The following is a 26,544-nucleotide window of genomic DNA, read 5'->3' on the forward strand; positions in this document are numbered from 1 at the left end:
TATCGTTCTATGTTTGTTCTAGTGGTTGTCCTGCCGCGACGCGGCGATTCGATATCAACGGAGCTTAAGCATGGAGCATGATCTCCAGCTGCGTGCGGCTGCGCGCGCGATCTATGACGCCTGCTACCCGAGCGAGGAATGGGCGCCGGTGGGATTCGAGGAAGCCGAGCGTTTCCGCACAATCCACTACCGCCAGGCCGTGGGCGCCGCCCAGCATGCCCGCGCGGTGCTGAACGACCGCGCAGTTCAGCCTAACCTCTTCGCGGGACACGCGCTTGCTGAGGGTGATGTGGCAACGAGGCAGTAGAGAAGTTCTACCGCTCGCCCATCGTTGCGATCTTCAGAAGTTGGACCGTTAGTGGAAGGTCCGCTGTGGTGGCGGTCAGCGCGAAAAGCCAACCATGTGCTTCGAGCGATGTTCGAGCTCTTCTCGAACCCCGATACAATTTACGGCTGGATTGACCGGACTGGTCCCCCAGCTCAGTCGAACACGCTGAATCCAATAGGTAATCCTTGCCACTAAAAATGGTGCAAGGTGCAAGGCGAAGAACTCCTTCTAATAAGCGAACGTATCATTTCGCGATTGATAATTCCGGTTATTATGACAAACTAAATGATCGCAGGGGGGCGTTATGCGATTCGCAGCGTTTGCTATCCCGTTGATGCTTTCCGCTTGCGCAGCCAACGAACTGCGCATCGAGCGGGCCAACAGTCTCTCAGCACAAGCCAAGGTCACGGTCGCCGCAGGGCGTACCTATATTACCGATCTTCAGGCTCGGCGTCGCGAGGCCGCGCTCGCTCTCATCGCCAGCGACCCTTCTTGCCTTTGGGTGCCGACCCTGACGGTGGATGCTGAGTGGGATGGCAGTCGCGGCTTGTGCGATCTTACCGGTGTGCCGGCAACGCGGCAGGAGACCATCAACCTGCAGCCTATATCGCCTGAGGGGCTGAAGGCGATGACCACTGCCATCGCCGGTATTGCCGCCTATCAAGGCTCGCTTGCCGATATTCTCGAAGAGGAACCCGAAAACGCGCGGGAATCGATCGGCACCGCGATCGAAACACTCGCCACTGCGGCCGGCGACATCAACCGCATCGCCGGCGACAATGTGCTCGACCTCGGACCGCTCACGAGCGATCGGGCGGCCGCCGTGGTTGCGCTGATCGGCACGCTCGACGCGATGCGGCAAACCGAACTCAAGGTTCGGGACGTGCGTGCCCTCGTCGCCCGAACCGACAGCACGGCGCTGATCGATGTGCTCGACGAGAGCGCGACACGTCTCAACCGCATCCAGGACGGCAATGCGGTCGTCCTTCGTCTGCAGGGGCTCAATCGCGCCTATTCGGATGAGCGTTCTAGGCTCAACTTCTCGGAGCGCGTCGAGCGGCTGCGCGAGCTTGCTGCCGCGAATGACGATTTTGTCTCTGGTCGTCGGCTCCGCCTGGAGACCTTCCGCGGCGTGCTGATCGAGCTGAGAAGGTCGGATGCCGCCTTGCGCGACGCGCTCGCCGGCCGGTTCACTGCGGAAGAGCGCCGCCGCATCGCGCGCGAAAACCGTCGGCAGCTATTCTCCATACTCAGCCAAGTCGCCGCTATCTTCCCACCGCTTTGAGGAGGCTCTCATGGTCGCGTGTGCGCTCGTTGTCGAGGCCTACACTGAACTTCGCGACGCCCTCACTGGTCGCGCGATGCGCACCAGCCATCCAGGCGATCGCAATCTCCTGCTTCACCGCGCGGGGGTGAGCGGCAGCCTTGCTGAACAGTGCGACGGCAAATTCTCGGGCCGGGATGTCCCGAATGGCGGCGCCGCAGTTGACCAGGCCAATGCCGTTAAGGCGCTCGCCGACCGGACCGACCATGCCGACCATGCCGCCAATCAAGCCGTCATCGAGGAGGCCGAGCACGCCAACGCGACATTGGCGGCGATCGTCGGGCGCGTCGCGTTCGGGGCGTCACTTTCCGACGCACTCGTGGGCTCCTTGCGCATCACTCCCTCGAGGCGTGCGCTGGCCCGCGCCGGCGGCAATTTTGCGGCGGCCGCTTCCGAAAGGCCCAAACCGGCGGTTCCGAGCTACATTACCCAAGTCGCGATGTTGTTTCCGGTCGAGGCGGCGACCTTGTTTCCGCTCGGCCAGAGCATCGCCGGCAATAGTCCGAGGATGCTCCTCGTGGTGATTGTCGTGACCGCGCTGTTCGTCATCGCGCTGCGCTATTTCGCGACGCAGGAGGACGGCAAGGCCTCGTGGAACGAGATCGGCGGGGCGCTCATCTCGCTCCTACTGTGGATCGGAGCGACCAAAGGTTACTGGGTCACCGGCGAAGGGCTGATCAACCTCGGCATCAACGCGACCGAAGGCGCCGCACTGTTCGGCTTCGTCACCGTGATGTGGGTCGCTTTGGCCCCCTACCTGGTCAAGGAGAAGGCCAGGCGCGACGCAGCCGCGGAAGATCTCCCGAAATGAAACGCGCCATTGCGGCGATACTGCCCGTCAATTCCTGAAATCGAGGTCGCCCCATGGCCAAGCCCCCAAAGATCGCCGAGTCCGCTCCCACCGACACCGCCGGAAGCGCGCGCTATCGCTTCGGGCCTGCCGCCTTTGCGCTGGGAGCGCTGGTTCGCCGTTCGGGCCTGCCTGCCGGGCTGTCGGCCGGCGCGATTTCGGCAATCTCGGCGATCATCGAAGAGCGTGCCGGCGCCGCCGCTGCCGCGGGCGTCACGCCTGGCCTCGCGAACGTCGCGTCGGAAGCGATAGGGATGCTGCCGACCCAGGTCTCCAACGCCGCCGCGCTGGATCCTGAAGACCTGCAGCCGATGGCGATCGGAACGAGCATTGCGATGGATCCCCGTCTCCAGCTCGCCATCGCAAACCGCCGTTCGGGCAAGAAGGGCCTGTTCACCGCCTCGACCGCGAGCGACGAGGTCGCGGTGATCGCGCGCGTCAAGACGCGGGCCGCGTGGACCGAGCATCCAGACGTCGTCCCGGGCTCCTCGCTCGGCAAATCCGAAAAGGGGGGGTGGATCGTCACCGGCCGGATCCCGCTCGATCGCGCCGAAGCGGTGCGTTCTTCGCCCGGCGTGCTCAGCCTCAAGGCGGCGCAGGCGGTCCAGCCGGCGCTCAAGGCGACGATCGAGGCGATGGGCACCGCGCCGGCTGCATTGCCCACCGGGTTCGATCCCTCGGACGGCGCGGGAGCGGTGATCGGCATCGTCGACTTCGGCTGCGACTTCGAGCACATGAACTTTCGCGCGGTGGACGGCTCGACGCGGGTCGAGGCGATCTGGGACCAGGGCGGCATCGCCGGGGCGGACAGCCCGTTCGGCTATGGCCGGCTCTATCGCAGTGACAAGATCAATGCCGCGCTCGCCGCCGCCGACCCCTATTCGTCGCTCGGCTATGGCCCTGAGCCCGACACGCCCAGCCAGGCCGGTTCGCACGGCACTCATGTCATGGACATCGCGGCCGGGAACGGCCGCGGCTCGTCCCAGGCGGGAGTCGCGCCCGCCGCGAGCATCATCTTCGTCGAGGCGAGCAGCTCGGACATCAGCTGGGTCGGGCCGGGCACGGTCAACCAGGCGTTCGGCGATTCGGTGCAATTGCTCGAGGCGGTCAGGTTCATCTTCGACGAGGCCGGCACACGTCCCTGCGTCGTCAATCTAAGCCTCGGCACCAACGGCGGACCGCATGACGGCACGTCGCTGGTCGAGCAGGGGCTCGACGCGCTGGTGCGCGAGGCGCCCAATCGCGCCGTGGTGATCGCCGCGAGCAACTCGCAGGAGGACAATATTCACACTTCGGGGCAGGTGCCGGGATCGGCAAGCGCCGACATCGTCTGGACTCACAGCCCCTTCGGCGGCGGCGAATTCGAATTGTGGTATCCGGGCGGCCAGCAGTTGAGCGTCGAGCTGATCGCGCCCGACGGCACGAATTTCGGGCTGGTCGGGCCGAACCAGAACCTTCCGCTCGGTTCGAGCGAAGTCGTCATCTTCATTTCCAATCGCCTCCAGGACCCGAACAATGGCGACAATGTCATCGGCATCTGGGTGGCGGACAGCGTCGCGGGGGGAGACTGGACGGTTCGCCTGACCGCGCTCGGTCCTGCGGCAGTGGACTATCATGCCTGGATCGAGCGCAACGATCGGGCCCAGTCGAGCTTCGCCGCGCCGGTCCCGACTCACACGCTGGGCTCGATCTCGACCGGGCAGGAAACCATCGTCGTCGGCTCGTTCGACGCCCACAAGACGACCATGCCATTGTCCGGCTTCTCGAGCAGCGGCCCGACCCGCGACGGGCGCGACAAGCCGGAAATATCGGCGCCCGGTCATGCGGTCATCGCCGCGCGCTCGCGGACGACCAGCGGCGTCATCCGCAAGTCGGGAACGAGCATGGCGGCCCCCGCCGTGACCGGCCTCGTCGCCCTGATCTATGCCGACGCCTTGCGCACCGGCGCGAGCCTGACGATCGAGGATTTGCGCAAGCGGCTGCTGGCGAACGTCAAGCGCGATCCGCCCCCGGGCAAGAAATGGGATGCCCGCTACGGCTTCGGGCGCGCCCATGTCTGAGCGCCTGCATTTCGAGTGCCCGCATTGCTTGCACCGACGCGAAGACCTATATTTGCAATCGGCTGTTGCGGCAGGATCAGATGCCGATCGATTTTGGATCCTTGAAGAAGCTCGAAGGTCTCCCCGCGCTGCGCCGCGCGCAGCCCGGCAATGCGATCACTCACCTGCTGGTGCTCCTCAAGCTGCGCAAGGGCTCGGACGTGCCGGACTATGTCGAGGCGCGCGGCGAGCCGGCGCCGGGCTTCTGCTCGGCGGTCGTGTCCGAGGACCAGCTCGCGCGGCTCAACGACGATCCGGCGATCGAATCCTTCACCGTTTCCCGAGCGCTTCCCGCAGTCGAATAGACCCATTGCCGGGCTCGGTTCGCTGCGACCCCTTCAGCCGCAGCGACGAGGTTCGACATGCGCATTCTCGATGATGCGAGCCGCTTTGCGGTCCGCCAGGTGATCGACCAGTACACCGAGGCGTTGCGGAAGATTCCGGGCTTCGTGGCGGCCGAGCCGGGATTTCCGGTGGTCGACGGCGAGGTCCTGCTAGAGCCGGCGGTGCTGGTTTTCGTCGACGAAAAGAAGTCGATTTCGCACCTGCTGCCGAGCGAGCGGGCGCCGCGTCAGCTCGGCCCCTATCGCGTTGCGGTGATGCAAGCGGATCCCGAACGGCAGGTGGCCGCACGGGCCGACGAGCTCGGTGCATTGCTCCCGGAGCTGTCGAGCGAGGATCTGACCTATGAGGGATTGCCCGGCGATCCGATCGATCAGCCGCATGAGGTTACCGGCAAGTTCCTCTGTCACGCCGGGCCCGACGCGGGCTGGCCGGTCCTGAAGACTTTTCTCTTGGGGACCCGCGAGCGGCTCACGGCAGCCATGTACGACTTCAACGCCGGCCATGTGATCGCGACCTTCATCGACACGGTCCGCGCGCTCGACGTCCCGACGACGCTGACCTGGGACGACGGGATGACACCGGCCGAGACAGCGGTGCGCCAGCGGCTGCGTCAGGCGCTCGGACAAAAGCTCGACGGCTGGATCGTGCGCTGCGGCGGCGGGCGGCGTTTCGCCAGCGCCTATCACGAGAAGGTCGCCGTGCGCGATTCGCGCGCCTTCTGGCTCTCCAGCGGCAACTGGAGCTGGAAGAGCCAGCCCGACATCGACCCGATCGCGCGACCTGCCGACGCGCGGTCGATGTTCAGCCGCGGCAACCGCGAGTGGCACGTCATCGTCGACGACAAGCCGCTCTCGGAACTGTTCGAACGCTATATCCGCCACGACCGCGACGGCTCCGAGGCGGAGCAGCAGGCCGGCGCGCCCGGAGTCGTGCTCGGGGCGGAGGAACGCCTCGCCTTTCCTGACCTGTTCGTCCCGCTCGAGACGTTCGCGCCATCATTCGATCTCGCGGTGCCCGAGCCCGCGCCGCCGGCCACGCTTCCGAGCGCCTCACGCTCCATCACAGTCCAGCCCCTGCTCAGTCCCGACAATTATCTCGCCCGGGTGAGGGAGCTGATCGCAAGCGCGGAACGCAGCCTCTATCTGCAATTCTCATATATCACCTGGAGCGCGGCGCAGCGCGACAGGGGCTTCACCGAATTGCTGCGCGACCTCGCCGAGCGGAGCTATGCGCCCGGCCTCGATTTGCGCATCATCGTCGGGAACAACAGCGCGCCCGAGAAGATCCGCCGCTTGGTCGAGGCGGGATTCAACCCCAGGGTCTTCCGCGTGCAGACCAACGTCCATAATAAGGGCATCATCGCCGATGGCGAGCGCGTGCTGGTGAGCAGCGCCAATTGGTCGAGCGACGGCGTGTTGCGCAACCGCGACGCTGGGATCGTCATCCACGATGCCGAGATCGCCGCCTATTATCAGGCGATCTTTCTTGATGATTGGGACAATCGCGCCCGCGCCAGGCTCGACGACGGACCGCCGGTGCGCGTGGCGGGCACGGAGGAGCCGACGCCGCGAGGAATGGTCCGCGTATCCTGGGCCGACTATTTTGGTTGAGCGCTAGGGGTCGACTGCTCCGCGGGGTCGCCTGCGGTCCGCGGAACGGAACGAAGGGCCAGGGCTGACCGGCAAGCAAGACACGTCTCGCTCCCGAGAAGGCGGGTGACACTGGCTTGGCATCGATCGAATGCTCTGCGGTTGACCCCGGTTCGCCAATGACGCCGTTGGCGCCGCCGCTGCCCGCCCCGAAGCGGCACCGATGACGAGCGGACGCTGGCTGCGCCCCCTCGCCGCCAATCGCGCGCAGTTCTTCCTCGATGTCGCCGTGCGCAGCCAGAGACCGGACGTTCCGCTTTGGGCTGTTCGGAGGCGCCGTCGACGACCGAGTTTGAGGCGCGAAGCAGCCGTTCCAAGTCAGGAAATCTGAGGCCCGCCGCGCCCTCTGCCGAGCTGCCAGCTGATCCCTTCGCTTCGCATGATTCCCGCAATCGGCTTGCCGAGGTGCCGCTCCAGTACGGGCCGCCATGGCACTAGGGTGAACTCCCGGCTGCGCTCGACAAGGGCATGGGGCCCGCTCGTCAACTCGAGACGCCGCGTGAGCCTTCCCTCGATCCGCGCGCCCGGCGCTGCCTCGACAAAGTCCTTGCCAAGCTCGCTCCCGATCTCCCCGGCGATGCGCAGCAGCTCGCGGCGCTGCAGAAGCACGATCGCATTGCGTTTCAGTCTGACGGCGTCGCCTTCCGGCTCGGCCAGCTCCTGCTCGACAAGCCACTGACGTCGGGCGGCGAGAGCGTCGCCCAGTTCCCGGCCGAAGCCGGTATCGCGCAACACCAGGGGTTCGGAGCGAGCGATCGCATGGTCGAGCCAGGTGGCGGCGTCCGCCCCATGCAGCCTCTCGAGCGGAGCCGCCGACAGCATCTCAATCGCCACCGGATGATCGCGCAGCTGCCGCGTCTCGAACGCGGCCGCCCGCTCGACATGGTCGGCCGCAATGTCCCAGCTGCCGTCCGACAGCCGCTCGACCACACCCGCACGCCGCATCGCCTCGAGCCGGCGGACGTGCGTCTCGGCAAAGGCCTGGCTGGCGCTCGGATCGTGCCGGAGATGCAGGGCGACCGAATAGCGTCCGCCATTCTCCCGCGCGATCTCCGCAACGGTCCGATCGACATCGCGCGCGCCGGCGCTGCGCGGCGCGACACGCACGATCGCCCCTTCGGGCGTCGGCTCGGTCGCCGCCGCGCGGCCGATGTCCAGATGGTGCACGCGCCCATCGACCCCGCCGACGATCAGATAGTGGCGGTCGCGATGCTCGTCTAAGAAGCCGCGCTTGATGACGCGCCCGATAATCGGCGCCTTCAGCTCACCCTCGATGACGCGATCGGCCGGCGTGCGCTCGAGGCGGCGCGCGGTCAGCTCGCGCTGCACCAGCCGGATGATATCGCCGCGCTCGCCCATCCGGCGCAGCGTCTCCTCGAGCCCGTCGGCGAGCCGCCAGCGGCCGCTCCCGAGATCCTCGGCCAGCCCCATCGCGCCGAGCTTGCGTAGGCGCCCGGTCGCCACCGCCTGCTGGAAGGGGTCATTGTGCGTGGGACTGGTGACGCGCTCGGCGTCCATCCGGCGCAGCAGCCGGCGGTCGATCGCGGTCAGCCGCTCCTGCTCGACGTCGCGCCGCAGCCGCTGCTGGATCTCGCGGTCGGTGCGCGGGCCGAGGTCGAGCGTGGCGAGCTCGGCCGCGCGCTCGCGAAAGCCATGAGCGATATACTCGCGCGCGATGACGAGATTCTTGCCGCGATCATCGACGCCGCGCAGCATGACATGGGTGTGTGGCTGGTCGGTGTTGAAATGGTCGACCGCGACCCAGTCGAGCCTCGTGCCGAGGTCATGCTCGGCCTGCGCCATCAGCCGCCGGATGTAGGGCTTGAGGTCGGGATATTCGGCACCGTCCTCGGCCGAGACGATGAAGCGGAACTGGTGGCGATCGTCGCGACAGCGCTGGAGGAATTCCTTCCCGTCGGCGAGGTCGGTCTCGCGCCCGTACAGCGCGCCCGGCGCTCCCTCCCGCGTGACCCCGTCGCGCTGGATATAGCGCAGATGCGCGCGAGCGGCGGCGAAGCCGTTCCCGGCCATGCGCACGAGCCGCGTCTTGACGATCGCGCGGCGCGCCCGAAATCCTGCCAGCCGGTCGCGGCTCGACAGCAGGCGGCCGATGCTCGCCCCGCGGCCGATCCGGCTGCCATCGAAGCGACGCGTCCGCACGCCGGTCTTGCTTCCCGCCAGCCGCGCGGCGGCGAGCACCCGTCCGCCATATCTGACGAGGCGCTTGCCGTCCTTGCCCTTCGACTTGCCGAGCCTGGGCGTGAACTCGTCGTCGCTCACCGCCCGCCTCCCGGAGTCTCCCGAAATCGGGCAAGAATGCGCGGTTTTCCGCCGTTCCAGCCATGCCCGTCTCGCGCGCCGAGAGGCAAGTCTCGTAGAAAAAGGATGTGCAGACAGTCACTTGAGCAGTGTCGCGAGACACTGCCTTTATCTTGTCTTCCCTGTCCCTCCTGCCTGCCCCCCTCTCGGCGCAAAAAGAAAGCCGGGACACGCCGCCTGTCCGGCAGCGCATCCCGGCCCCGAACGGATGCGATCTCATGCATCCGCGAACGCCCGCCGCGCCCGATCCGCGCGCGCGAACCGGCGCTTGCCGAACATGCCGTGCGCATTGCCATCGCCGTCGACGAGCATCACCGCGACGAACCAGTGCCCGTCGATCCGACCGAGGATACGCACCCGGTCGAGCTCGATCCCGGCCTCCTCGCTGCCATGGCAAAAGCCGAGCCAGCGCTCCTGCAGGCGCGCATCCCAGTGGAAATCGACCTCTTCGGCAGCAAGGAAACGCTGCGCCAATGCCGCGCCCGCGCTGTGCCCGAACTCCTGCTCGAGACCCGAAACCAGTGCCGTCATCACGCGATCGGCCGCGTTCGAGATGGATTGCAGCTGTGCCATGACCTGTCTCCGCTTGCGGTCCCCACCATCGAGGACGAGGCCTCCGGGACGGGTGGCGACGCGGATGTCAGGGCCGCCGGAGCGACAGCGCAGGCGCCGCGAAGCGGACGCGGGGGGAGCCGATTTGCGGAGCAAATCGGGGGGTACCCGCGGGCCTTGAGAGCCGCTTCGCCAGCCGTCATGCTGGGACTTCACGACGAGCCCTCCCTTGCCTCTCCACGTCACGGCACCTCGCGGCGAAGGACGAACATCGCCGGCGTCGAGGGCCCTGCGACGGACGACGGCGGCGCCTCGCGGCGCACGACGAACAGGGTCGCCGGGGGCGCCTCGGGCGGCCCCGGGGTAACGGGCGGGTGCGCACCGACGCTGCGCAGATAGGCGACCGTCTCTCCCGGGAGCATGGCCTCGCCCGCGAGCCAGGCGGCGTAGCGGCCGGGCCCGGCATTGTAGGCAGCGAACAGCCCGGGATAGCCGAAGCGGTCGTACATGCGCCGGAGATAGCAGGCACCGGCGACGATATTGTCGGCGGGCAGGTCGGCATCGTCGCCGAGGCGGAGATCGCGACGGAGCTCGGCCCATGTCCTCGGCATCAGCTGCATCAGCCCGATCGCGCCCTTGCGGCTGCGGATCGGGCGGCCGCCGAGCGTCGTGCGGCCACCGCTCTCGGCCCGCATCACCCGCACGATCCACTCGCCCGGGATGCCACAGCGAAGCGCCGCGGCGTCGATCTCGGCCGACCAGCGTGCGACGTCGCTTGCCGATGGCGAAGCCCCCGCCAGCGTCAGCGCAAGCAGGCTCAGCGCCGCCATATCAGCCTCGCGCGGCCGACGAGATCATGCGCGCGGCTGATCCCGAAATAGCGCCCGTCGAACGAGCCCGGCGCGTCCATCAGCAGCAGATATTCGGCCTCTGCGAGCCGCCGGCAGCCGTGCCACCAGGGCAGCGGCCGCCCGGCGCGATCATGGCCAAGCCGCGTCGCCGCGAGCTTGCCGTCGACCAGGATCCGGGCCCCTGACGCACAGACGAGGGCGCCCCGCCTGGCGGCGACGCGCTTGACCAGCGGCACATTGGCGGGGAGATAGCGCCGCCGCGCGGCGAGCGTGCGCCAGGGTTCGGGGACCCGCGCGACGACCATATCGCCGCGCGCGGCCGTTCTGCCTGGCCACACCCAGTAGAGGCCGACCGGCGCGCTCGCGCTGGCGTTCCAGACCAGCCGGGGCGCAGGCGAATAGATCGGGGGAGCGGCCAGCAGCACCAGGCCCGCGCCGCCGAGGATGGCGAGGCGGAGGTGATGGAGGTGGCGCTGGCGATGGGCATGGCGCGTAGCGCCCCATGCGAGCAGCGGCACCTCGGCACGCGGCTTGCCGGCCTTCATGGCCGGATGCTCCGCGCGGCGGTCTCGCGGCTCCAGGCCTCGAGGTCGTCGATATGGTATTGGACGCGCCGGCAATGGCGGCGGAAAGGCGGACCTTCGCCGGTCACGCGCAAGTGCATCAGGTGCCGCAGCGAGATCTGGAGCCAGGCCGCGGCCTGTTGCGGGCTGAGGAAGGGCGAGCCGTGCCTCGCGAGGTCGGCCCGATCGCTGCTGCTCCTGTCCATGGCGCATTCCCGTGGTTGTCGATTGCGACGGGATGCGCGTCAGGGCGCCGGCGAAGGAGTGTCGAAAAGGGCACCCCCTGATTTCGACACCCCGGAGGGATGCGCCCCGCACCGGTGAGGCGCGGGGCGCTTGCTGCTCAGCGCGACCAGATCAGATTATGCGTGCCGCCTTCGCCCTCGACCAGGGTCGCGTAGATCGGCGCGGGAAGCGACGGGTCGTCGAGCTTGACCGAGACATCGGGTCGTTCCTCGCGCGAAACCTTGGTCCAGCCGGCGCCGAACTCGACCCCCGCCGAGGTCGTCACCCGATAGTCCGGCGCCTTGTCGTGATCCTTGCTCGAAGGCTTGATGCTCGCCTTGGCGTTGAGCGTCAGGGTCCGGATGGTGCCGGTGAACACGCCGTTGTCGTCTTTGGTGAAGCTGCCGATGGTGGCCATGATGCGTCTCCTTCTCGTGCTCGAAGCCGCGCCAGTGCGGCCTCGATGGCGTCGATCCGGCACCGCCAGCGGCCGGCATGCACCCGGCCCGCAGGGCCGGGCCGCAGCGCGAGCGAAGGACGGCCAAAGCAAGGCTTTCTTGCCTCGCGAGGAAGGCGCGGGCGCGAAGCGCCCAAGCCGGGGAAGAAAGCCGGCGACGCCGTTGCTGGCCCAGGGCCGCGCGGTGCCAGACCGCCATCGTGAAAGAGGCCGCATGCGGCTGCGCACGTCGGAGGGGATGCCGAAACTCGCCGATCGGTACGGTTCGCCTCGACATTTTCGGCTCGCCGCATCCGGGCTGCGCCACGCCGATCGGCGCGCTACGAGGACCGGTTCGGGGGAACGACATGACGGTATTGGACCAGGTGCGGGCATTGATCGAGCGGCTGTCGCCCGAGCCGGTGTGCGACGACTGCATAACCGAGCGGCTGGCCCTGAGTGTGAGGCAGCACGCCAACATCAAGACCCGCGAGCTCAAGGGGCGAAGGGTCGGGATCGAGCGCGTCGGGCGCAGCTACGACCGCACTGTCGCGCGCGTCCGGCTGGACGGGCGCGACGTCGCGGCGCTGCTGGTCGAGAAGGGCGCGGCGCGCTGGTGGCCGCGCGGCAAGCCCAGGCCGAACTGGTGCAAAAGATGAGAGAAAAGCGGGGCGGCATCGCCGCCCCGCAGGAGGTTCAGGCGGCGAGCGCCTGCGGTTCGGTCGTGACTTCGGGAACGGGTTCCGGCTCGGGCGCGGGCCGCGCCGCCTCGGCCTTGGCATGGGCGCGCACGGTGCCGACGCCGCCGCGCGCCGTATAGGCCGAGGGCGGGAAAGCCATCCAGCGCGGCACCCAGTTCTCGACCTTGGTCCGACCATCGGCCCCGGCAAGATGGTCGGCGACGATCTTCTTGAGCGTCGCGCCCTTCTCGCCGGCATTGGCATTGGCGACCGTGTTGCCCGCCACCTCGGCGACGATCAGCTGCAGCACCTCCTTGTCGCGAATGAGGTCGAACAGCGCCTCGTCGGCCTGCCACCAGCGCGCCATGTCGAGCCCAAGCTCCAGCCCGACCGCCTCGACCGCCGGGCTCCCGGCGGCGAGCGTCTCGCCGATCAGCACCGCGACCGCGTCCATGACGACTCGGTCGGAGAGACCGAGCAACGCCATGAAGATCGCGGTCAGGCGATCCCCGTCCGCGCCCTCGACGCGCCCGCCGCGCACGGTCGGCGACTCGGGGTCGAAACCGAGGGTGACAAGCACCGTGCGGCGCTTCGCGTCGAACACCGTCTCGCCGCGACAGGTCTCGACCGACTCGGCAATGGCGTCGCTGCGCGCTTCCTGCGGCTCGGTATCGACGCGCCACAGGTGCGAGCCGGCGATGGCGTGCGCGACCATCAGCCGCAGCGCGACCTTGGGGCGCGACAGCAAGGCGGCGCGCACGGCGGCGTGGCGATGCAGGTCGATATAGGTCTGCAACGGCCCGGTGATCTCGGGGCGTGCGACCTTGGGCTGGTCGCTCGCCGGTTCCTCGCCGCGTGCGATCCGCCGCGTTTCCTTGCGGCTCATATAGCCCTCGTGGAACACGACCTCGCCGCTGGCGCGCACGTCGATATAGACGCGTCCGCCCTTGCGCTTGGGCGCCTTCTCATATTCCCAATGCTGGAAATGCTCGCCCGGCGGCGAGATTTCGACGCCTGCCCAGCCCGCTTCCAGATAAGCGGCCCGACGCGCCTCGATCGCCGCGTTCTGCGCCGTCCAGAAGGCGTCGGCATCGGCGATATAGCGCTGCTCGGCGAACAGGTCGGCGACCAGCGCCAGCCCCGCCGCATCCACGTCGAACAGCGCATGATGGGCGCAGATCGCCTGCCCGCCGAGCAGCCAGCCGCGCAATTGCCAGCCGAGCGGGCAATGCGCGTCGGACGAGTCCCACAGCGCGAGCCAGTCCTTCTGCCGCGCCTTGCTGGCGAGGGTCAGGTGCCGCACGGTCGCCGCGTCGATCTTGTCATGGCGATAGAGGTCGCGGATGCGCGGCAGCAGGTTGCCGAGCGCGAGCGTCCGCCTGACCGCGAGCACCGGCAGCGCGAAGGTGTCGGCGATCTCCTCCGGCGACTGGCCTTCCTTGACCAACCGCACGAAGGTTTCCCAGCGGGTCACCTCGTCGGGATCGAGCCGCGCCATGTTCTCGATCAGCGAGGCCTCGACGGCGGCGGCATCGTCGCCCGCCTCGAGGATCGCGCAGGGAAAGAGGAAGGGCTCCGGCTCCGCCTCGCCCTCGGCGCGCTCGCCCGCGACGATCTCGCCGGCGCGGAAGCGCCGCGCGCCCGCAAGGATGCCGAAGCGGTCCTCCTCGCCGGGACGCACGATCAGGGTCTGGAGGATGCCGCGCTTGCGCACGCTCGGCAGGATGTCGGCGACATCGGGCGGGCGCTTGGCGAAGCGCATGTTGGCCTTGTCGACATAGAGCTTGTCGAGCGCGATGAATTCGAGTTTCATGGGTGTCGCTCCTTGTGAGCGCCGGGCCCGTTTCATCTTGAGAAGTGGGGCGGGACCGGCTTCGGGATTGCGGCGGGACGGCGCGCCGCGCGCCTTTCCTTACCGTCACCCGGACGGCGGAAACCCGTCTGCGAGGCCGCTCGCCGTCGCGCTTGCCCGCGCGATCAGCGCCTCGGCCCAGAGGATCGACCCGGCCTTGCGCGCCCATGCCGCCCATTCCGACAGGCCGAGCGTCGTCGAGAAGAGCAGGTCGCGCTCGATGCGAAGCCCGAAGGGCAGGCGCAGCGCCTCGATCTCATGCAGAGAGAAATAGCCGAGTTCGGGACAGCCGAACCCCAAGTCGGCGAGGCCGAACAGCGTGTCGCCGTCCTCGCCCAGTTCGCTCGCCAGCCATGTCGCGGCGGAGAGCGGATTGAACAGCTTGACCAGCGGGCGCTTGTCGTCGCCGTCGCTGCTCGCGGCGAGACGCAGCGCGGCGCGAAGCTCGGGGGTGAGGAGGGTCATGCCGCCGCTCCCATCTCCGGAGCCTCGGCGCGGAACGCCAGCAGATAGTCGGCGGCCTTGCTGGCGAGGCTCGCGGCGCGGAAGATCGCGCGATTGTCGGCGCGCAGCACCGCGAGCCAGCTGCCCAGATAGTCGGCATGGCGCACGCTCGGCTCGATCCCGAGCGCCGCGCAGAGGAAGGCCGAGGCCAGCTCGGCAACCAGTTCCTCGCGGGCATAGCCCGCGCTGCCGAACGGATTGGACAGGTCGCGCGCCAGCCGGGTGGCATGGCCGGTCCAGTGCCCCAGCTCGTGGAGTGCGGTGCGGTAATAATCGATCTGGTGCCGGAAAGCGGGCTGCGGCGGCACCCGCACATAGTCGTCGCCGGGCGAATAATAGGCCTCGGCCCCGCCGATTCGGAAGTCGGCGCCACAAACTTCGATCAGCGCCTCGGCGACCGGCACCAGCTCGCGCGGCGGCAGCGGCGGTGAACGGCCAAGCATCCGCTCGGGCAGCCCGTCGCACTGCGCGACGTTGAACACCGTGAAGCGCTTGAGGAACGGTACCGCGCGCGCCTCGCCACCCTCGGCGGCGGCGCGCTCCTTCTCCGCCTCCGGAGTGAACCGGTCGGCGAAGACCACGCAGGTCCCCCGCTCGCCCTTTCGGACGCAGCCGCCCGCCTCAAGCGCCTGCCGGAAGGTGAGCCAACCCTGCGAGGCATAGCCGCGCATGATAACCTCGCCCCAGAGGATCAGCACGTTGATCCCGGAATAGGCGCGTCCCGAACTGGCATTGCGGGGCAGCCCCGGCACGGCGGCGGCGGCATCCCAAGGCTGCACCCATGGGAAGCGCCCGGCCTCCAGCTCGGCGACGATCCGCCCCGTCACCTCGTCATAGAGCGTCGCGCGCGCCTCGCTCCCGCTCGCCTCTCCACGCACCCGACGTCCGCCACGCCTGCCCATGACCGTCCTCCTCGTCCAAAATCCGCACCCGACCCCGGAAAGCGGGGTGGGCGGCGGGGAAGCCCGGACGGGCCCGCGACTTGAGGGCGGGGCGCACCGCAGGCTGGAACGACAGTGGAGGACCCGGGGCGAAGGCCCGGGTTGCGCCGCGCCCGAGCGGGCCCAGAAGGGCGCGCCGGCCATCCCGCGCATCCGGGATCGGCCACACCCAACGCCGGTGCGCACCAGCGCACCGTCCGCAGCAACGCGCCAGCGATCGTCACCGCCAGGCCGGGACGCAGCGCGGCCCGGCGGCGCGAAGCGCCGTAGAGCGCGGTCGCGGAACAGCGATGCCCACAAACCAACGCACTCTTGCCGACACCGCCGGCGCGGCGGCGTGCGCGCGGGCCAAGGGGGTCAGCCGCCGCCGTGCCCTAGGTCCAAGGCAAGTGTGCCGCGCGGGCAAACCGAAGGCGCGAACCCTGCGGCTGACTGCCAGCCGCAGTGTGCGCCCATAAAACGGCCGCGCCCCAAAAAGATCGCACCGCGAGGCGCCACCCCAACAAGCGGAGCTTCCACCCACTCGCTTCGTCGACCCGCAAACCCAAGGAGGCACCACCGATCGAACGCCTGGTCCGAGTGCTTACCGCTCACGCGCTGAGCAGGAACGAAGGCGACATGGACTCGGCGGGAGAGGGTGTCGACGTGCTCTGACCTGACCATGCCGACGCCGCACTGGCCGCGCTCAAGGCGCTGAGAGAACCCAGCACCATGATGGCCGCCGCCGGCGACCCGGCTATCTGGGCGCAGATGATCCAGGCAGCGATCGAGGACGAGCCCCGCATCCTGACCGAATCGGGTTTGCCAAAATTCGGTAAGCCTCAGATAGCAGTGGGATACCGAGGCCGGCTTGCGAAACTGGTGGGCGCGGTCATCACGTGCCTCAAATTCGCCGCTTACCCGGCTTGGCTTTCACATAGCCCATTCTTCGTGCGGGCGCGCGCGTAGCGCGCTCAATCCAACGTCGCTCGCGCCTGTCAATTTCGCGCGCGGCACGCAGCCATGCCTGGGCGGTATCGTCGCGCAGACGCCCTAGCGTCTGCACGGACGCGATTGCATCCAGATCCCAGGGCTGCGGATATAGCAAAGTCGTTACCTGAACGATTGCCTGCGCAGTATCGATACCAGGACCTTCGAATCCCGCAGCAAAGGCATCGGGTATATGTGTTGTTGGATCCCAATGATGCAGGGGCTGCTCCAATGTCTGAGTGCTCGCATGCGTATCGAAGGAAGAGAGGCGGTAGCGCAACTTCAATGACAGACTCCCCGCCACCTCTTGGAGATGATGAAATTTCGGATCGGCTGGCATACCGAGCTGGCCGCTGGCCCAGCCATACATTCCCTGGAAATGCTTCCCATGGCGCGCAACTGCAGCCGCATATTCTCGCTCTATGGAAACCGCCTGGCCGGAGGGGATAGCGTTCTCACCGGCGGCAGCTGCGGCCCGCCGATGGTCTTCCAGCGCCCGTTTGCGCTCGACCGCCTCATGGTCGAAGAATCGCCCGGCGAGCGCATCGCCTCCCTCTGCGATCAGCGATGCAGTGACGGCGATCTCGTGCAAGGTGCGCCAGCGGGCCTGCGCACCTTCGGTATGTCCATGTTCAAGCAGGAGCTGGATTTCATCGGCGATGCGGCAGGCGCGGATATGCAGTCGAGCAAGTGCCTGTGTTCGCCCTCCCTCGCGCGACCGCCGGGATTGTAGGTGCGCGATGTTGAACCTTTCGCCTTCCTCCGAACAAAGCGTCACCAGCAGCCGCAGCGCGTCGAGGGGCTCTGCCCAGTCCTTGCGGATACGAGCCCGCACTTCGGCCGTCGGATCGGTGGAAGGACGTGACTCTTCCCACTGTACGCGGAAGGCGGCTACCCTCTCCTCGACGGTCGCGGCGAGAAGCTCCTCTACCAGATCCGGCATGCGCTCGTTCAGCGCTGTTGCAGCCTCCTGTACCCGATTGAAATCCGCGTCGGTGAATTTGAGGCGGATCGGCCGATCACACGGAATATTCGCGGCCTCGGCATTGCCGCTCATCAGAGCATCCACGATGCGATCGAGCAGCAACTCATCCTCAATGCCCTCGTCGCTGAGCTTCTCCCGCACGACGCGCTCGATCCCGAGGCGGGGGAGCCTCTCGATCTGCCGGTCGAACGCATCCTGCAGCTTGCCCATATTCGTCGTCCCGGACTGTAGCTGTCACCATTGGAATCTATCTTCGCACCGGAGCCGTCACCATTCCTCCGGTCCCGATGGGTTGTCGCGCTCGATCGCCTCGATCTCCTCTTGGTAGCGCTGGGCCAGTGCTTCTGCTTGCGCGGCAAGAAGGGTCAGGGCCTCATATTTCTCGCGTAGAATCGATATATTCCGCCTGCCTAACTGGCGGCCCTCGTCAGCGGAAAAGCGCAGGATCAGTTGGATATCAGCTCCGCTGCCGACCTGCGCGTCCAGCGCGAGCTTCACCCAAGTCCTGGTTGTATCCGCGGCATGCTCGGCAGCATCGCGCAGCATTGCACCGATGAGCAGCCGCGCGCCCCACTCTGCGGTTCTGACTTCCGTGAGTTCGTCCGCACCTTCGCGCTCCGCCAAATCCGCAGCATCCCAGACCGGGCGGTGGAAAAAGGGTCGGCGCTGATCAGGGTCGAACGCCTGCAGGACGCCGGCAAGCGGTTCAAGCGCGGCGAGCGGCCTGACACCATTGGGCAGTTCCGCACGATGCGCCCACAGAGCGAGGATCGCGTCCTGGCACCTTTTACCCGCAGCTCCCGCATCTGCTTCGGACGCCGTCTCGGCTTCCGTAATGCACTGCGCGACATAATGGGCCATCCATTTGGTGAGGGTGTCGCTACGTTCGTCTAGGCCGAGTTCGGTTGCGAGCGCCGCGCCGAGCCGGAGGAGCGGATCCGGGTTGCCACCACCCAGTGCCGGCTTCGTAGAGATAGATCTGCGTGACGGTCCTCGCATCGGCGACGTCCTTGTCCCTAAATGTTGAATAGCGCAGTTCGGCCAGGTCGCGTTCGATCCGCACATGGACCAGCAGCGACATCCCTGTCGCGCTCACAAGTGCCTCAAGCATGCTTCGGTGCGAAACCGAACGGATGCCGCCGCCATAGCGGATCATGTCGCCGTCGATGCCGTCGCTCCATTGTGTCGTGGTCATCACCGGCTGGCCCTCCGCGTCCACCCAGACGCGCCCGTCGTGCCTCCCCGTGACCCCGAGCAGTGTCCGGTACGGTGCTGCCGGGGAGAAGAGGCTCGTTCCCAATTCGGCTGCCCACGGATCATGACGGTCCAGCCCCTGGTCATGATGCCCGCGCAGGATCCATCCCTCGAAACGGAATCCTTCCCTGTCGATAGCCGGGTCGCCGAAGTTCGGAACGTCGGCGCCCCAAGGATTGACGTGGATGCGGTAAGTACGCGCAAGTGCACGTCCATGCTCTGCCGAGACCAGAGCGCTCGCGATGGTGACGCGCTCGCGGCGCTGCCCGGAAAAGCGCGAAAAGCGTGCGCCGACCGTCACCCAGTCCCGCTCGGGGAACATATGCGCCTCCGCATCGACATCGCTCGGCGAGGCAGGCCAGCTTTTGTCCTCGCCCTCGGGTAGCACTGTCAGGTCGGCCGGCAACGGATCGCGATGGTCAGCGCGCCAGGTTCCATCAGGATAGGTCAGTCCCTCGTCCCGGAACCACCCTGCAAATGCATCTGCATCGAACCCGAGAGCCGCTGCCCGGATCCCCAACAGCTTGCCCGCGGCGACGTGCCGCGCATGGAACGAGAGATACCGGTTGAGGTCGTCAAACCGTGTCTCGCTGCCACCGGCATATTCCGTTTCCGGGTAGATGCTCCGCGTTGCCCGCGCGTCCTCGTCCCAGCGTCCGCGGTCATCAAGGCGCCAGTCATCACGAATCACGGCCTGTATCGTCTCGGAGACTACCTGATCCGAGACGCCGAGGGCAGTCGACAGGGCCGGAATTTCGTGGCGTCGGACATCGTGGTCGATCCCGAATCGTTCCTCGAAATCGGCTGCCGGACTGTTCGGAATATCGGTGACAGGGGTCCGACACCTGGTCCGTCCCGCGGACATCTCTTCCAGCTGTCGCACCCGAGCGGCTCCCATCGCCGGCATTCCCGCATGATGGAGGGACAACAGGGCACGCGCGGCGAACCCGCGGAGGAGAAGGTGCGGGTTGTCATCCGCGGCGATGGCGTCCAGCCAGTCGGCATGCGGCGCGATCGCTCCCGGGCTCTCGGCTGCAGCGCGTGCAAAGGCAATGACGAGCCACAGTCGCGCGTGAAGCGCATAGAAGCGCAGACCGGCGTCAGCGAATGGGCCGGCCTCTCCGGCTTGAGCGAAGGCGACCAGACCGGACAGCATTTCGGCCTGACCAAGGCGGGCCAGACTTCGTACGGCGTGCGCCGCTTCCCATCTCCGTGACGCCGCCGGAGCCCCAAGAGCCACCCAAACATAACCTGCCCAGACCTGGTCGGTCGCTGGAGAAGGACATAGATTAACGGACCAGGGACCATCTCCGCTGCCGGCCTCGAACAGCGGCTCGTACAGGTCGAGCGCGCGCGACATCGTCGCTTGTGCCTCGACCGGTGTCATGAGCGCCGCAAGCAGGTTCACGAGGCGGAACAGATCGTCCGAGCCGAGAGGATCCGACTGTTCGCCGGTTGCGGCTACTGCTTCCCGAGCGATATCCTGCTTCCCGAGCCCGCAGACCGCCTCGAGTTCAGACCAAGGCAGGTAATCATGATAGGCGCCCAGATACACTAGCCGGCTCTCGTCGCGGACGAGTTTGCGCACGAGCCGGGTGAGGGCGGGAGGAACCGAGGCACGCGAGCGCCACTCCAGGGGCAGGGCGCCGAACAGGTCGCGCAGTCCCAGCAGTCTGGGCGATGCACCTTCTGCCATCGCGTCGAGGAAGCGGGCCTCGCTCCCTGCGGGCACGAGGGCCATCGCCTTCGCGTAGAAATCGCGCCATTCGAAGGGAGGCCTGCCGGTCCGGAGCCGCTGCTCCGCTATCGCGAGGTCGGCAGAGCGCGTTGGGTCGAGGCCGCGAAACAGCCGGGCATAGCCGCGGCTTGAACGTCGCGGCCTCGAGCGGGCGCGCGTCGTCCGGACTTGGACGCCTGACCCGCGAGCAGCTTCTGCGCGGAGTGCGGTATCCAGGCCCGCCTGTGCTTCACAAGTATCGAGACCGTGCGCTTCAAGGCCCGCGATGATGCGGCGCCAGATTGAAGCGCCCGGCCGGTCGAACCGGGCGTGACGGACAAGCATTGTCGCTGCCGCTTGCTGCACGGGCGCGGCTTCGTGCTCGAGCACACGCTTCAGAAGATCTATTCGGTCCCAGTCGCCGTCGAACGACTCCAGCGCCACCGCGGCGGCCGGGGAGAGGTCTCCCCGTCCCAGCTGAAAGCCGGCAAGCGTGGGGAGGTAGCGACTTTCGCTGCCGAACCCCCGGTCGAGCCAGCGGCTGAACTGTGCCGGAGCGAGGCGGGGAGACAGTCCGGCAAGCGTGGTGACCGACCGCTCCCAGTCGAAATGCTTGTCGCGCACGCAGTGCGCATAGGTGAGTTCGGCGGCGCGGGCGAAGCGATATGCGGTCTCGGGCAAGTCGACGGGGTCTCGGGTGGCAGTTGCGCCGAGATCAAGCATCGCCTCCCAGCTCGGCACATTCTCCTCTCCCACGCGCGAGGAGAGGAGTACCGCGCGATCGAAATATGCGCGCGCTTCGTCGATACTCAGCGGCAATACGGCGCGAGCAATGCTGACGCAGCTGTCGATCTGACTCTCGGCATCCTCGTCAGGGCCGCCAATCTGCGAGAAGGCATCGTTGGCGAGGTCCAACGCGAAATTTCCGAGGCCCCCGCGCCGGGCGGCGCGTCGCGCCAATGCTGCCTCTGTCGGAATAAACAGCGGAACGTTGAGAATGCCCCGCCAGTCGAGAAGCTGTTGCCAGGCAGACTGATCATATCGCGGATCGTCCAGAATGCTGCTCCACACGCGCGCGATCTCGTCAGCGGTCCGCGAGCGTTCGCGGCTGCCCGGATAGTGATGGCTCCGCCACACAGACAGGCATTGGGCGAACTCGGCGGCGGCAACTGGTGCCAGGGTCAGTAGCGCTTTGGCTCTGAGATTATGCCAAGGGAGCAGCACGCTAAGCAGCTGCCTCGCCTCGTAGCTGTCACCGTCATACGAGCGGCGGGGTTGCTTCTTGCCTCGCTTCCCGGGCTTCTTACGAAGAGCGAGATAGGCGTCGACATCCAGCGGGCGGCCGCGGAGCGCGGCGCGCAGGGTGAAGCCGCGCAGATAGGTATGGCGGTCATCGCGCACCCCCCCATAATCGTGCCGCGAGAGTTCGGGAGGAGATTTGGGTAAATAGCGTTCGAGGAAGCGGGCGAGTTCTGGACGCCTGCCGACCCGGTGGGCAAGTGCCGCCTCGACCAGCGCGAGTACGGCCTCGAGCAGCGTCTGCTCGGCCCGCCAATCGCCGCAGCTGCGGAGCTTCACACCCCGCCGCGTCGCGATCCGCAATGCACGCCTGACGACCGGCTGCGGCGGTGAGCGACCGACCTCACTGAGCTCCTGGGAGAGCGCAAGGATCAGCCCGAGATCGTTCCCGGCCGCGAGAGCGAGCGCGTCGAGTTCCTCAAATCGGGCGGCATCGACCAGGCGTGCAGCGACGATCCGGCCCGCGGCGAACGAGACCTCCCGGCGGTGCCAACGCCGCAGGTCGGCCGCGCAGGCCACTGGTCCCCGCAAATTGAGCACGGCCATTGCGAGCTCGGCGACATCTGCCTGCTCGACGCGTTTGCCTCCGCGCGGCTGCTGCCCTGTTCGTGCCCAGTGGTTGAGCCAGTCGAAGGCGATCCGCAGCAAGCTCCGCGCATCGCCATGAAGTTCGGGTACCGTAGAAAGAAAGGCTGCCTCATAAGCATGTTCGGAGCCGGTCCACCCTCCGCCACGGATGAGGCGGCGCGACACCTGCTCGAGCATCTGCTCGGGCGCGAAAAAATTACCGCCCAGGTCGGTATGGGCGCTCAGCATGCGCTGCTGACGTGTGTCGGCAGCCGCCTCGCGGCCGGCCTTCATCGCCAGCGCAGCAGCATCGGCGTTCCGGCCCGCGCGGATCGCGGCCTTGATCGCGAACTGGAGCCGCTGCAGCTGGACATCGCGGCGCGCAAGCGCATCATTTTCGGGAAGGCCCGCATCGGCCAAAGCGAGTGCGATCAGGGCATCGAGTTGGCCCGCACCCAGCATCAGTGACGGCAGGCTTGCGGCAACATAGGCACTGCCTGCCGCCAGCGGGCGCAAGCGGTCGATGAAGGCACCGAGTTGGGCGGGAGGGGGCCGAAAGCGGTCCCGAAACCAGGTTTCGGTCGGCTCGTCACGGAACTGGACGGCATCCTCACGGATGAGCAGCGGATGGGCCAGATCGTTCGCGATGCTTCGCACCAGTGAAATCGGCACATCGGCCGTCGCAGCGACGATTCTGAGCGGCACGAAGGGACGCAAGGTTGCCAGGGCAGTGAAAACCCTGTCGATGTGTTGCCGTTCGATCACGCCCGCATCGAACCGGAGTCTCGCGATGGCGCCTTCGAGCAGACGTGCGATGGTCACGTCGACCGTAAGTGGTGCGGTGCCGAGGCGCTGAAGAACGCCGGCCAGCGTGTCGGCGGCTGCTAGCGCGGCCGACTGAACACGCGGATTCTGTGAGGTCAGACGATGAAACTCGCGGGAATCGTGTTCACTCGCATTCGGGTATGCCGCGCGCAGAAGCGCTGTGGTCTCGGCAGCCGTGAAGGGAGCTAGGTCGATCTCCAGGACGTCCGCCGGAGGTTCGAGCAGAGACACCCGGTGAGGCCTGGCCGTAAGGAGCAGGCGTACATTGTCCGGAAGCTTTTCGCGGAGCAGCAGGAACGCAAAGCTGTGACCGTCATGGGCTTCGGCAGCTGCCATCTCGGCATTGTCGGCGGCATCGATCACGATCGTGAGGAGGGCGTCGGGGTCACGCGCGGCGAGAACCGCACCCGCCTGTTCGAGCCGGGCTTTGAACGCGCGCAAATAGCTGCCTACGTCGGCGGTCGATGAGGGAATAAGAGGGTCGCTTAGCTGGCGTACGGCCATTTCATTGGCGAGTTGGACCAGACCATCGCGGGGGCGGTGCCGGTATTCGGTCGCGCTGCGATAGCCGCCATTGCCGAAACAGTCGTAAACGAAGGTTTCGCTTCCCTTGGGCAAGAAGCTACCCAGCCGGGTCGTCAGGACCGACTTTCCCACGCCTCCGTCGGCACGCAGGATCACTGCCGCACCTGCAGAGGCGATTGCACCGACAATCCCCGGCATCTGCTCGCGATCGACGGTACTCGTTGGGATGTCGATCAGATTTGGCGCGGGGAAAAGATCGCGCTCGCTGGCATTGAGCGCTTCTAGCACGTGCAGGCGAGTGATCTCGGGCCTGCCTTCATACTCCGACGTCGCACGGCGAGTAACCATTTCCTTCAGGCGAAGCGGTGCATCGCGATCGCGATCGGGAAGGTGGGCAAAGGCCTCTTGCTCAAGTAGGTCGCGCTGACCAAGATAGTCCGAGACCTTCCCCGTCAGAGTCAGGAGACTGGCAAATCCGGCTGTCCGATTCCCAGTCAGGCCGATCACTTTAGCGAGCCCGACAGCCGCCGGATCGGTCGATCCATCCTGCAGGAGTTTCAGGGTACGGCTCAGGGAACCGGCGATCGGCCGGTTGCTTAGGAATTCGAAGGTGAAGCGCTGGGCGACGTCCTCGATGCCGAAGCGATCGACCAGCGCATCGTAGCGTTTTCCGAAATTGCTGAGCGTGCGCTTCACGCCACTCAGGGTCCAGGGTTTGGCAGCGTCGCGGGTCGAATGCTTCAACTGAAGATATCGGACCCGTTCCGCCTTATCAATTTCCTGCGCACCATAATATTCGCCGACATCGATGGCGTCGAGACCGGCGCTGAGGCTTGCGCCCTCTCTGGCGGGCACACCCTCGACCGTAATGGCGACTGGCCGGCCCGTCGAACCGAGCATCGCAAGGCAGCGTCGCGAGGCCCAATGGTAGTGAAATTGATCCCCGTCCCGGCTGGGACGGACCAGGTCCTCGGTATTTGCCATCCAGTCGACTGTAGATCATCATTTTCGGGAGATCGATTGATACCAAGAAGCGTTGTCCAACAACGAAGCGGCGGCTTCACTCATATGTCATTTTCCTAGCAATGCCCGCCAGCCTCCCGCGGCCATCGCCCGGGCCTCCGCCGCGCGCCTGCGCACGCGGGTCATCAGGAAGTCGGAGCGCCCCCTCCACTCGGCGCGAACCCGCTCCTCGCCATAGAGTGCGACCGCCATCTCGCGATAGGAAGCGCCGTCCGTGAGCGCGTCCCCGATGCGGAGCGTCTCGAGCCGCCGGGGCAGTCCCGGCTCGGGCGGATAGAGCATCGGGGTGAAGCGCCCAGTGCGCCAAAGCCCGAGCATGCGCCGCAGGGTCAGGACATGCGCGTCTACCCGGGTCAGCCCCGACAGCAGATAGTCGAGCCGGGCGGGGCCTTCCTCGACCAGCGTCCCCTCGACCACATCGATGCGGATGCGATGCCAGCCATCGGACAGGGCGACATGCTGGCGGTCGCCGCCGCGCACGATCGTCGCCCAGCGGGCCAGGCGCGCGAGGTCGATCGCCTCGGGGTCCGACCCTTCCGCGGGCACTGCACGGACCTGAAGCACGAAGGGATCGAGATCGGCGTGCCAGAGCAGGCGTGCCGCGGGCGCAGGCCGCCCGGCATCCTCGGCGAAAGCACAGCCCGAAAGCCCGGGCGTCGGCCTCCATCTCGAGATGCGCGGCGGCACCGACGGCGACCCGACGCAGCCGCGCGCTCAGCGCCGCATAGGCGGGATCGCGGCGCAGCCATTCCCAGGCGAGACCGGCGCGGTCGATGCCGATCAGCGCGCGATACGGCGCGCTGTCCCGCCAGTCCGGACGGCCCTCAGGCGCGGGCCCCATCGCGGGACCGCGAGGCCAAGATCCATGGACGACAAACGCTTGACCCGGATTCCTGCGATGCAAATTTGCGCGACGCCCGCGAACCCATTATCAGCATCGATCTTTCGAGCCGGTCGCGGCGCCGATGGGAAAGCGGCGCGCGCAGGCATGGCATGGCTGGGGCAAGGACGTAGCGGCTTGGGGCGCGTCCAGCATCGGCATGGCATCGCCTATGGTTATCGCGACGGCGCAACAATTCGCACTGGCGGTCGAGGCTGCGGAGAGCATCGACGAGCTCAGCAACCTGCTCGACGCGATCACGGGCGAGATGGGTTGCCAGTTCTTCGCGCTGTCGCATCATGTCGACCTGCCGAGGGCGCCGCAGCCCGCGATCCGCATCCACAACTATCCCCTCGAATGGGAGGAATTCTTCGACGCTCAGCGACTGGGTCCCTCCGACCCGGTCCATCGCGCGAGTCATCTGACCAATGTCGGGTTTCCCTGGTCCAGGCTCCCCCAATTGATCGTGCTGACCCGGCGCGACGAGGAGATCCTCGCGCGCTCGAGGCGCGTCGGTCTCGCCGATGGCTTCACGGTGCCTGCGCATATCCCCGGAGAGTCGGCGGGCTCCTGCTCGTTCGCGACCGCGCACGGGCGGACCATCCGCGCGGAATGGCTGCCGCTCGCGCAATTCGTCGGCGCGGCCGCGTTCGAGAGCGCGCGACGCCTGTCGGGCGTCCGCCGCACCGACCAGGACCGGCCGCGGCTCAGCGACCGACAGCGCGACTGCATCTACTGGGCCGCGCGCGGCAAGTCGGACTGGGAGACCTCGCAGATCCTCGGCATCGGGCATGACACGGCGTCCCAACACATGAAGGAGGCCCGGAAGCGCTACGGGGTCACCAACCGGACCCAGCTCGCGATCCACGCGCTCTATGACGGGGCGCTCACCTTCACCGATGCGCTCAAGCGGTAAACTCCCCAATTCTGGGGAGTGGCCATCGCCGACGCCCAAGCACAGCATCCGGGCTCCACCACGGGA

General features: G+C 67.2%; 21 protein-coding genes and 1 pseudogene. 8 read left to right on the forward strand and 14 right to left on the reverse strand.

Annotation, left to right across the window (positions count from 1 at the left end):
• Positions 1–70: 70 nt before the first annotated feature.
• The 6 genes from ABLE43_RS17675 (at position 71) to ABLE43_RS17700 (ending at position 6,556) form a co-directional block, all read left to right on the forward strand.
• Positions 71–307, forward strand: a complete 237-nt coding sequence (locus ABLE43_RS17675) for a hypothetical protein (RefSeq protein WP_348979643.1) — start codon at positions 71–73, stop codon at positions 305–307.
• Positions 308–632: 325 nt separating this feature from the next.
• Entirely contained in the window at positions 633–1,613 is a 981-nt protein-coding gene (locus ABLE43_RS17680) for a hypothetical protein (protein ID WP_348979644.1), read from the forward strand.
• A 10-nt stretch (positions 1,614–1,623) separates the two neighbouring features.
• A complete protein-coding gene (locus ABLE43_RS17685) occupies positions 1,624–2,463 on the forward strand; it encodes a hypothetical protein (protein ID WP_348979645.1) in 840 nt (279 codons plus the stop codon).
• A 53-nt stretch (positions 2,464–2,516) separates the two neighbouring features.
• On the forward strand, positions 2,517–4,562 hold the full coding sequence (locus tag ABLE43_RS17690) for a S8 family peptidase (protein WP_348979646.1): 2,046 nt from the start codon (positions 2,517–2,519) through the stop codon (positions 4,560–4,562).
• A gap of 101 nt (positions 4,563–4,663) precedes the next feature.
• Complete coding sequence (locus tag ABLE43_RS17695) at positions 4,664–4,906, forward strand: hypothetical protein (protein WP_348979647.1); 243 nt, start codon at positions 4,664–4,666, stop codon at positions 4,904–4,906.
• Between the two features lie 57 nt (positions 4,907–4,963).
• Complete coding sequence (locus tag ABLE43_RS17700; RefSeq protein WP_348979648.1) at positions 4,964–6,556, forward strand: phospholipase D-like domain-containing protein; 1,593 nt, start codon at positions 4,964–4,966, stop codon at positions 6,554–6,556.
• Positions 6,557–6,913: 357 nt separating this feature from the next.
• Here ABLE43_RS17700 and rlxS read toward each other — a convergent pair whose 3' ends face one another.
• From rlxS to ABLE43_RS17730, 6 genes are all read right to left on the reverse strand, one after another.
• Entirely contained in the window at positions 6,914–8,875 is a 1,962-nt protein-coding gene (gene rlxS, locus ABLE43_RS17705) for a relaxase/mobilization nuclease RlxS (protein ID WP_348979649.1), read from the reverse strand.
• A 255-nt stretch (positions 8,876–9,130) separates the two neighbouring features.
• Entirely contained in the window at positions 9,131–9,682 is a 552-nt protein-coding gene (locus ABLE43_RS17710; RefSeq protein ID WP_348979650.1) for a hypothetical protein, read from the reverse strand.
• Between the two features lie 26 nt (positions 9,683–9,708).
• The gene (locus ABLE43_RS17715) at positions 9,709–10,296 is read right to left on the reverse strand and encodes a lytic transglycosylase domain-containing protein (protein ID WP_348979651.1); all 588 of its coding nucleotides are present in this window, start codon (positions 10,294–10,296) and stop codon (positions 9,709–9,711) included.
• Positions 10,284–10,862 (reverse strand): S26 family signal peptidase, encoded by a 579-nt coding sequence (locus ABLE43_RS17720; RefSeq protein WP_348979652.1) that lies wholly within the window; start codon positions 10,860–10,862, stop codon positions 10,284–10,286. Before ABLE43_RS17720 ends, ABLE43_RS17715 begins: the two co-directional genes overlap by 13 nt.
• On the reverse strand, positions 10,859–11,086 hold the full coding sequence (locus tag ABLE43_RS17725; protein WP_331027579.1) for a helix-turn-helix domain-containing protein: 228 nt from the start codon (positions 11,084–11,086) through the stop codon (positions 10,859–10,861). Before ABLE43_RS17725 ends, ABLE43_RS17720 begins: the two co-directional genes overlap by 4 nt.
• Positions 11,087–11,223: 137 nt before the next feature.
• The gene (locus tag ABLE43_RS17730; protein WP_348979653.1) at positions 11,224–11,523 is read right to left on the reverse strand and encodes a DUF736 domain-containing protein; all 300 of its coding nucleotides are present in this window, start codon (positions 11,521–11,523) and stop codon (positions 11,224–11,226) included.
• 386 nt (positions 11,524–11,909) lie between these two features.
• On the opposite strand from ABLE43_RS17730, the gene ABLE43_RS17735 reads away from it, so the two are divergent.
• Positions 11,910–12,200 (forward strand): thermonuclease family protein, encoded by a 291-nt coding sequence (locus ABLE43_RS17735; RefSeq protein WP_348979654.1) that lies wholly within the window; start codon positions 11,910–11,912, stop codon positions 12,198–12,200.
• A 37-nt stretch (positions 12,201–12,237) separates the two neighbouring features.
• Here the strand turns inward: ABLE43_RS17735 and ABLE43_RS17740 are convergent, their stop codons facing one another.
• The 8 genes and pseudogenes from ABLE43_RS17740 to ABLE43_RS23195 form a co-directional block, all read right to left on the reverse strand.
• Complete coding sequence (locus ABLE43_RS17740; protein ID WP_348979655.1) at positions 12,238–14,034, reverse strand: ParB/RepB/Spo0J family partition protein; 1,797 nt, start codon at positions 14,032–14,034, stop codon at positions 12,238–12,240.
• A 105-nt stretch (positions 14,035–14,139) separates the two neighbouring features.
• Positions 14,140–14,538, reverse strand: coding sequence for a DUF2958 domain-containing protein (locus ABLE43_RS17745; protein ID WP_348979656.1), 399 nt, complete (start codon positions 14,536–14,538; stop codon positions 14,140–14,142).
• On the reverse strand, positions 14,535–15,479 hold the full coding sequence (locus ABLE43_RS17750; RefSeq protein ID WP_348979657.1) for an ArdC family protein: 945 nt from the start codon (positions 15,477–15,479) through the stop codon (positions 14,535–14,537). Before ABLE43_RS17750 ends, ABLE43_RS17745 begins: the two co-directional genes overlap by 4 nt.
• Positions 15,480–16,401: 922 nt before the next feature.
• Positions 16,402–17,682, reverse strand: a complete 1,281-nt coding sequence (locus tag ABLE43_RS17755; protein ID WP_348979658.1) for a DUF5677 domain-containing protein — start codon at positions 17,680–17,682, stop codon at positions 16,402–16,404.
• Between the two features lie 57 nt (positions 17,683–17,739).
• Complete coding sequence (locus ABLE43_RS17760; RefSeq protein WP_348979659.1) at positions 17,740–18,333, reverse strand: hypothetical protein; 594 nt, start codon at positions 18,331–18,333, stop codon at positions 17,740–17,742.
• 19 nt (positions 18,334–18,352) lie between these two features.
• The gene (locus tag ABLE43_RS17765; protein WP_348979660.1) at positions 18,353–24,643 is read right to left on the reverse strand and encodes a hypothetical protein; all 6,291 of its coding nucleotides are present in this window, start codon (positions 24,641–24,643) and stop codon (positions 18,353–18,355) included.
• 87 nt (positions 24,644–24,730) lie between these two features.
• Positions 24,731–25,246: a DNA -binding domain-containing protein gene (locus ABLE43_RS17770; RefSeq protein WP_348979661.1), complete on the reverse strand. Its 516-nt coding sequence runs from the start codon at positions 25,244–25,246 to the stop codon at positions 24,731–24,733.
• 76 nt (positions 25,247–25,322) lie between these two features.
• A pseudogene (locus tag ABLE43_RS23195) lies at positions 25,323–25,523 on the reverse strand (transcriptional regulator domain-containing protein); the annotation flags it as partial.
• A 211-nt stretch (positions 25,524–25,734) separates the two neighbouring features.
• Here ABLE43_RS23195 and ABLE43_RS17775 point away from each other — a divergent pair.
• Entirely contained in the window at positions 25,735–26,478 is a 744-nt protein-coding gene (locus tag ABLE43_RS17775) for a LuxR family transcriptional regulator (RefSeq protein WP_348979662.1), read from the forward strand.
• The last annotated feature ends 66 nt before the right edge of the window (positions 26,479–26,544 follow it).

Source organism: Sphingomonas silueang, assembly GCF_040049155.1.
Taxonomy (GTDB): domain Bacteria; phylum Pseudomonadota; class Alphaproteobacteria; order Sphingomonadales; family Sphingomonadaceae; genus Sphingomonas; species Sphingomonas silueang.

Bases quoted from the DNA above. Each gene is read 5' to 3' on its own strand.
- ABLE43_RS17755 (WP_348979658.1), bottom strand. From the start codon at position 17,682: ATGGGCAAGCTGCAGGATGCGTTCGACCGGCAGATCGAGAGGCTCCCC.
- ABLE43_RS17720 (WP_348979652.1), bottom strand. From the start codon at position 10,862: ATGAAGGCCGGCAAGCCGCGTGCCGAGGTGCCGCTGCTCGCATGGGGC.
- ABLE43_RS17690 (WP_348979646.1), top strand. From the start codon at position 2,517: ATGGCCAAGCCCCCAAAGATCGCCGAGTCCGCTCCCACCGACACCGCC.
- ABLE43_RS17750 (WP_348979657.1), bottom strand. From the start codon at position 15,479: ATGGGCAGGCGTGGCGGACGTCGGGTGCGTGGAGAGGCGAGCGGGAGC.
- ABLE43_RS17730 (WP_348979653.1), bottom strand. From the start codon at position 11,523: ATGGCCACCATCGGCAGCTTCACCAAAGACGACAACGGCGTGTTCACC.
- ABLE43_RS17765 (WP_348979660.1), bottom strand. From the start codon at position 24,643: ATGGCAAATACCGAGGACCTGGTCCGTCCCAGCCGGGACGGGGATCAA.
- ABLE43_RS17675 (WP_348979643.1), top strand. From the start codon at position 71: ATGGAGCATGATCTCCAGCTGCGTGCGGCTGCGCGCGCGATCTATGAC.
- ABLE43_RS17685 (WP_348979645.1), top strand. From the start codon at position 1,624: ATGGTCGCGTGTGCGCTCGTTGTCGAGGCCTACACTGAACTTCGCGAC.
- ABLE43_RS17680 (WP_348979644.1), top strand. From the start codon at position 633: ATGCGATTCGCAGCGTTTGCTATCCCGTTGATGCTTTCCGCTTGCGCA.
- ABLE43_RS17735 (WP_348979654.1), top strand. From the start codon at position 11,910: ATGACGGTATTGGACCAGGTGCGGGCATTGATCGAGCGGCTGTCGCCC.
- ABLE43_RS17725 (WP_331027579.1), bottom strand. From the start codon at position 11,086: ATGGACAGGAGCAGCAGCGATCGGGCCGACCTCGCGAGGCACGGCTCG.
- ABLE43_RS17745 (WP_348979656.1), bottom strand. From the start codon at position 14,538: ATGACCCTCCTCACCCCCGAGCTTCGCGCCGCGCTGCGTCTCGCCGCG.
- ABLE43_RS17715 (WP_348979651.1), bottom strand. From the start codon at position 10,296: ATGGCGGCGCTGAGCCTGCTTGCGCTGACGCTGGCGGGGGCTTCGCCA.
- ABLE43_RS17760 (WP_348979659.1), bottom strand. From the start codon at position 18,333: ATGGCCCATTATGTCGCGCAGTGCATTACGGAAGCCGAGACGGCGTCC.
- ABLE43_RS17740 (WP_348979655.1), bottom strand. From the start codon at position 14,034: ATGAAACTCGAATTCATCGCGCTCGACAAGCTCTATGTCGACAAGGCC.
- ABLE43_RS17700 (WP_348979648.1), top strand. From the start codon at position 4,964: ATGCGCATTCTCGATGATGCGAGCCGCTTTGCGGTCCGCCAGGTGATC.
- ABLE43_RS17775 (WP_348979662.1), top strand. From the start codon at position 25,735: ATGGTTATCGCGACGGCGCAACAATTCGCACTGGCGGTCGAGGCTGCG.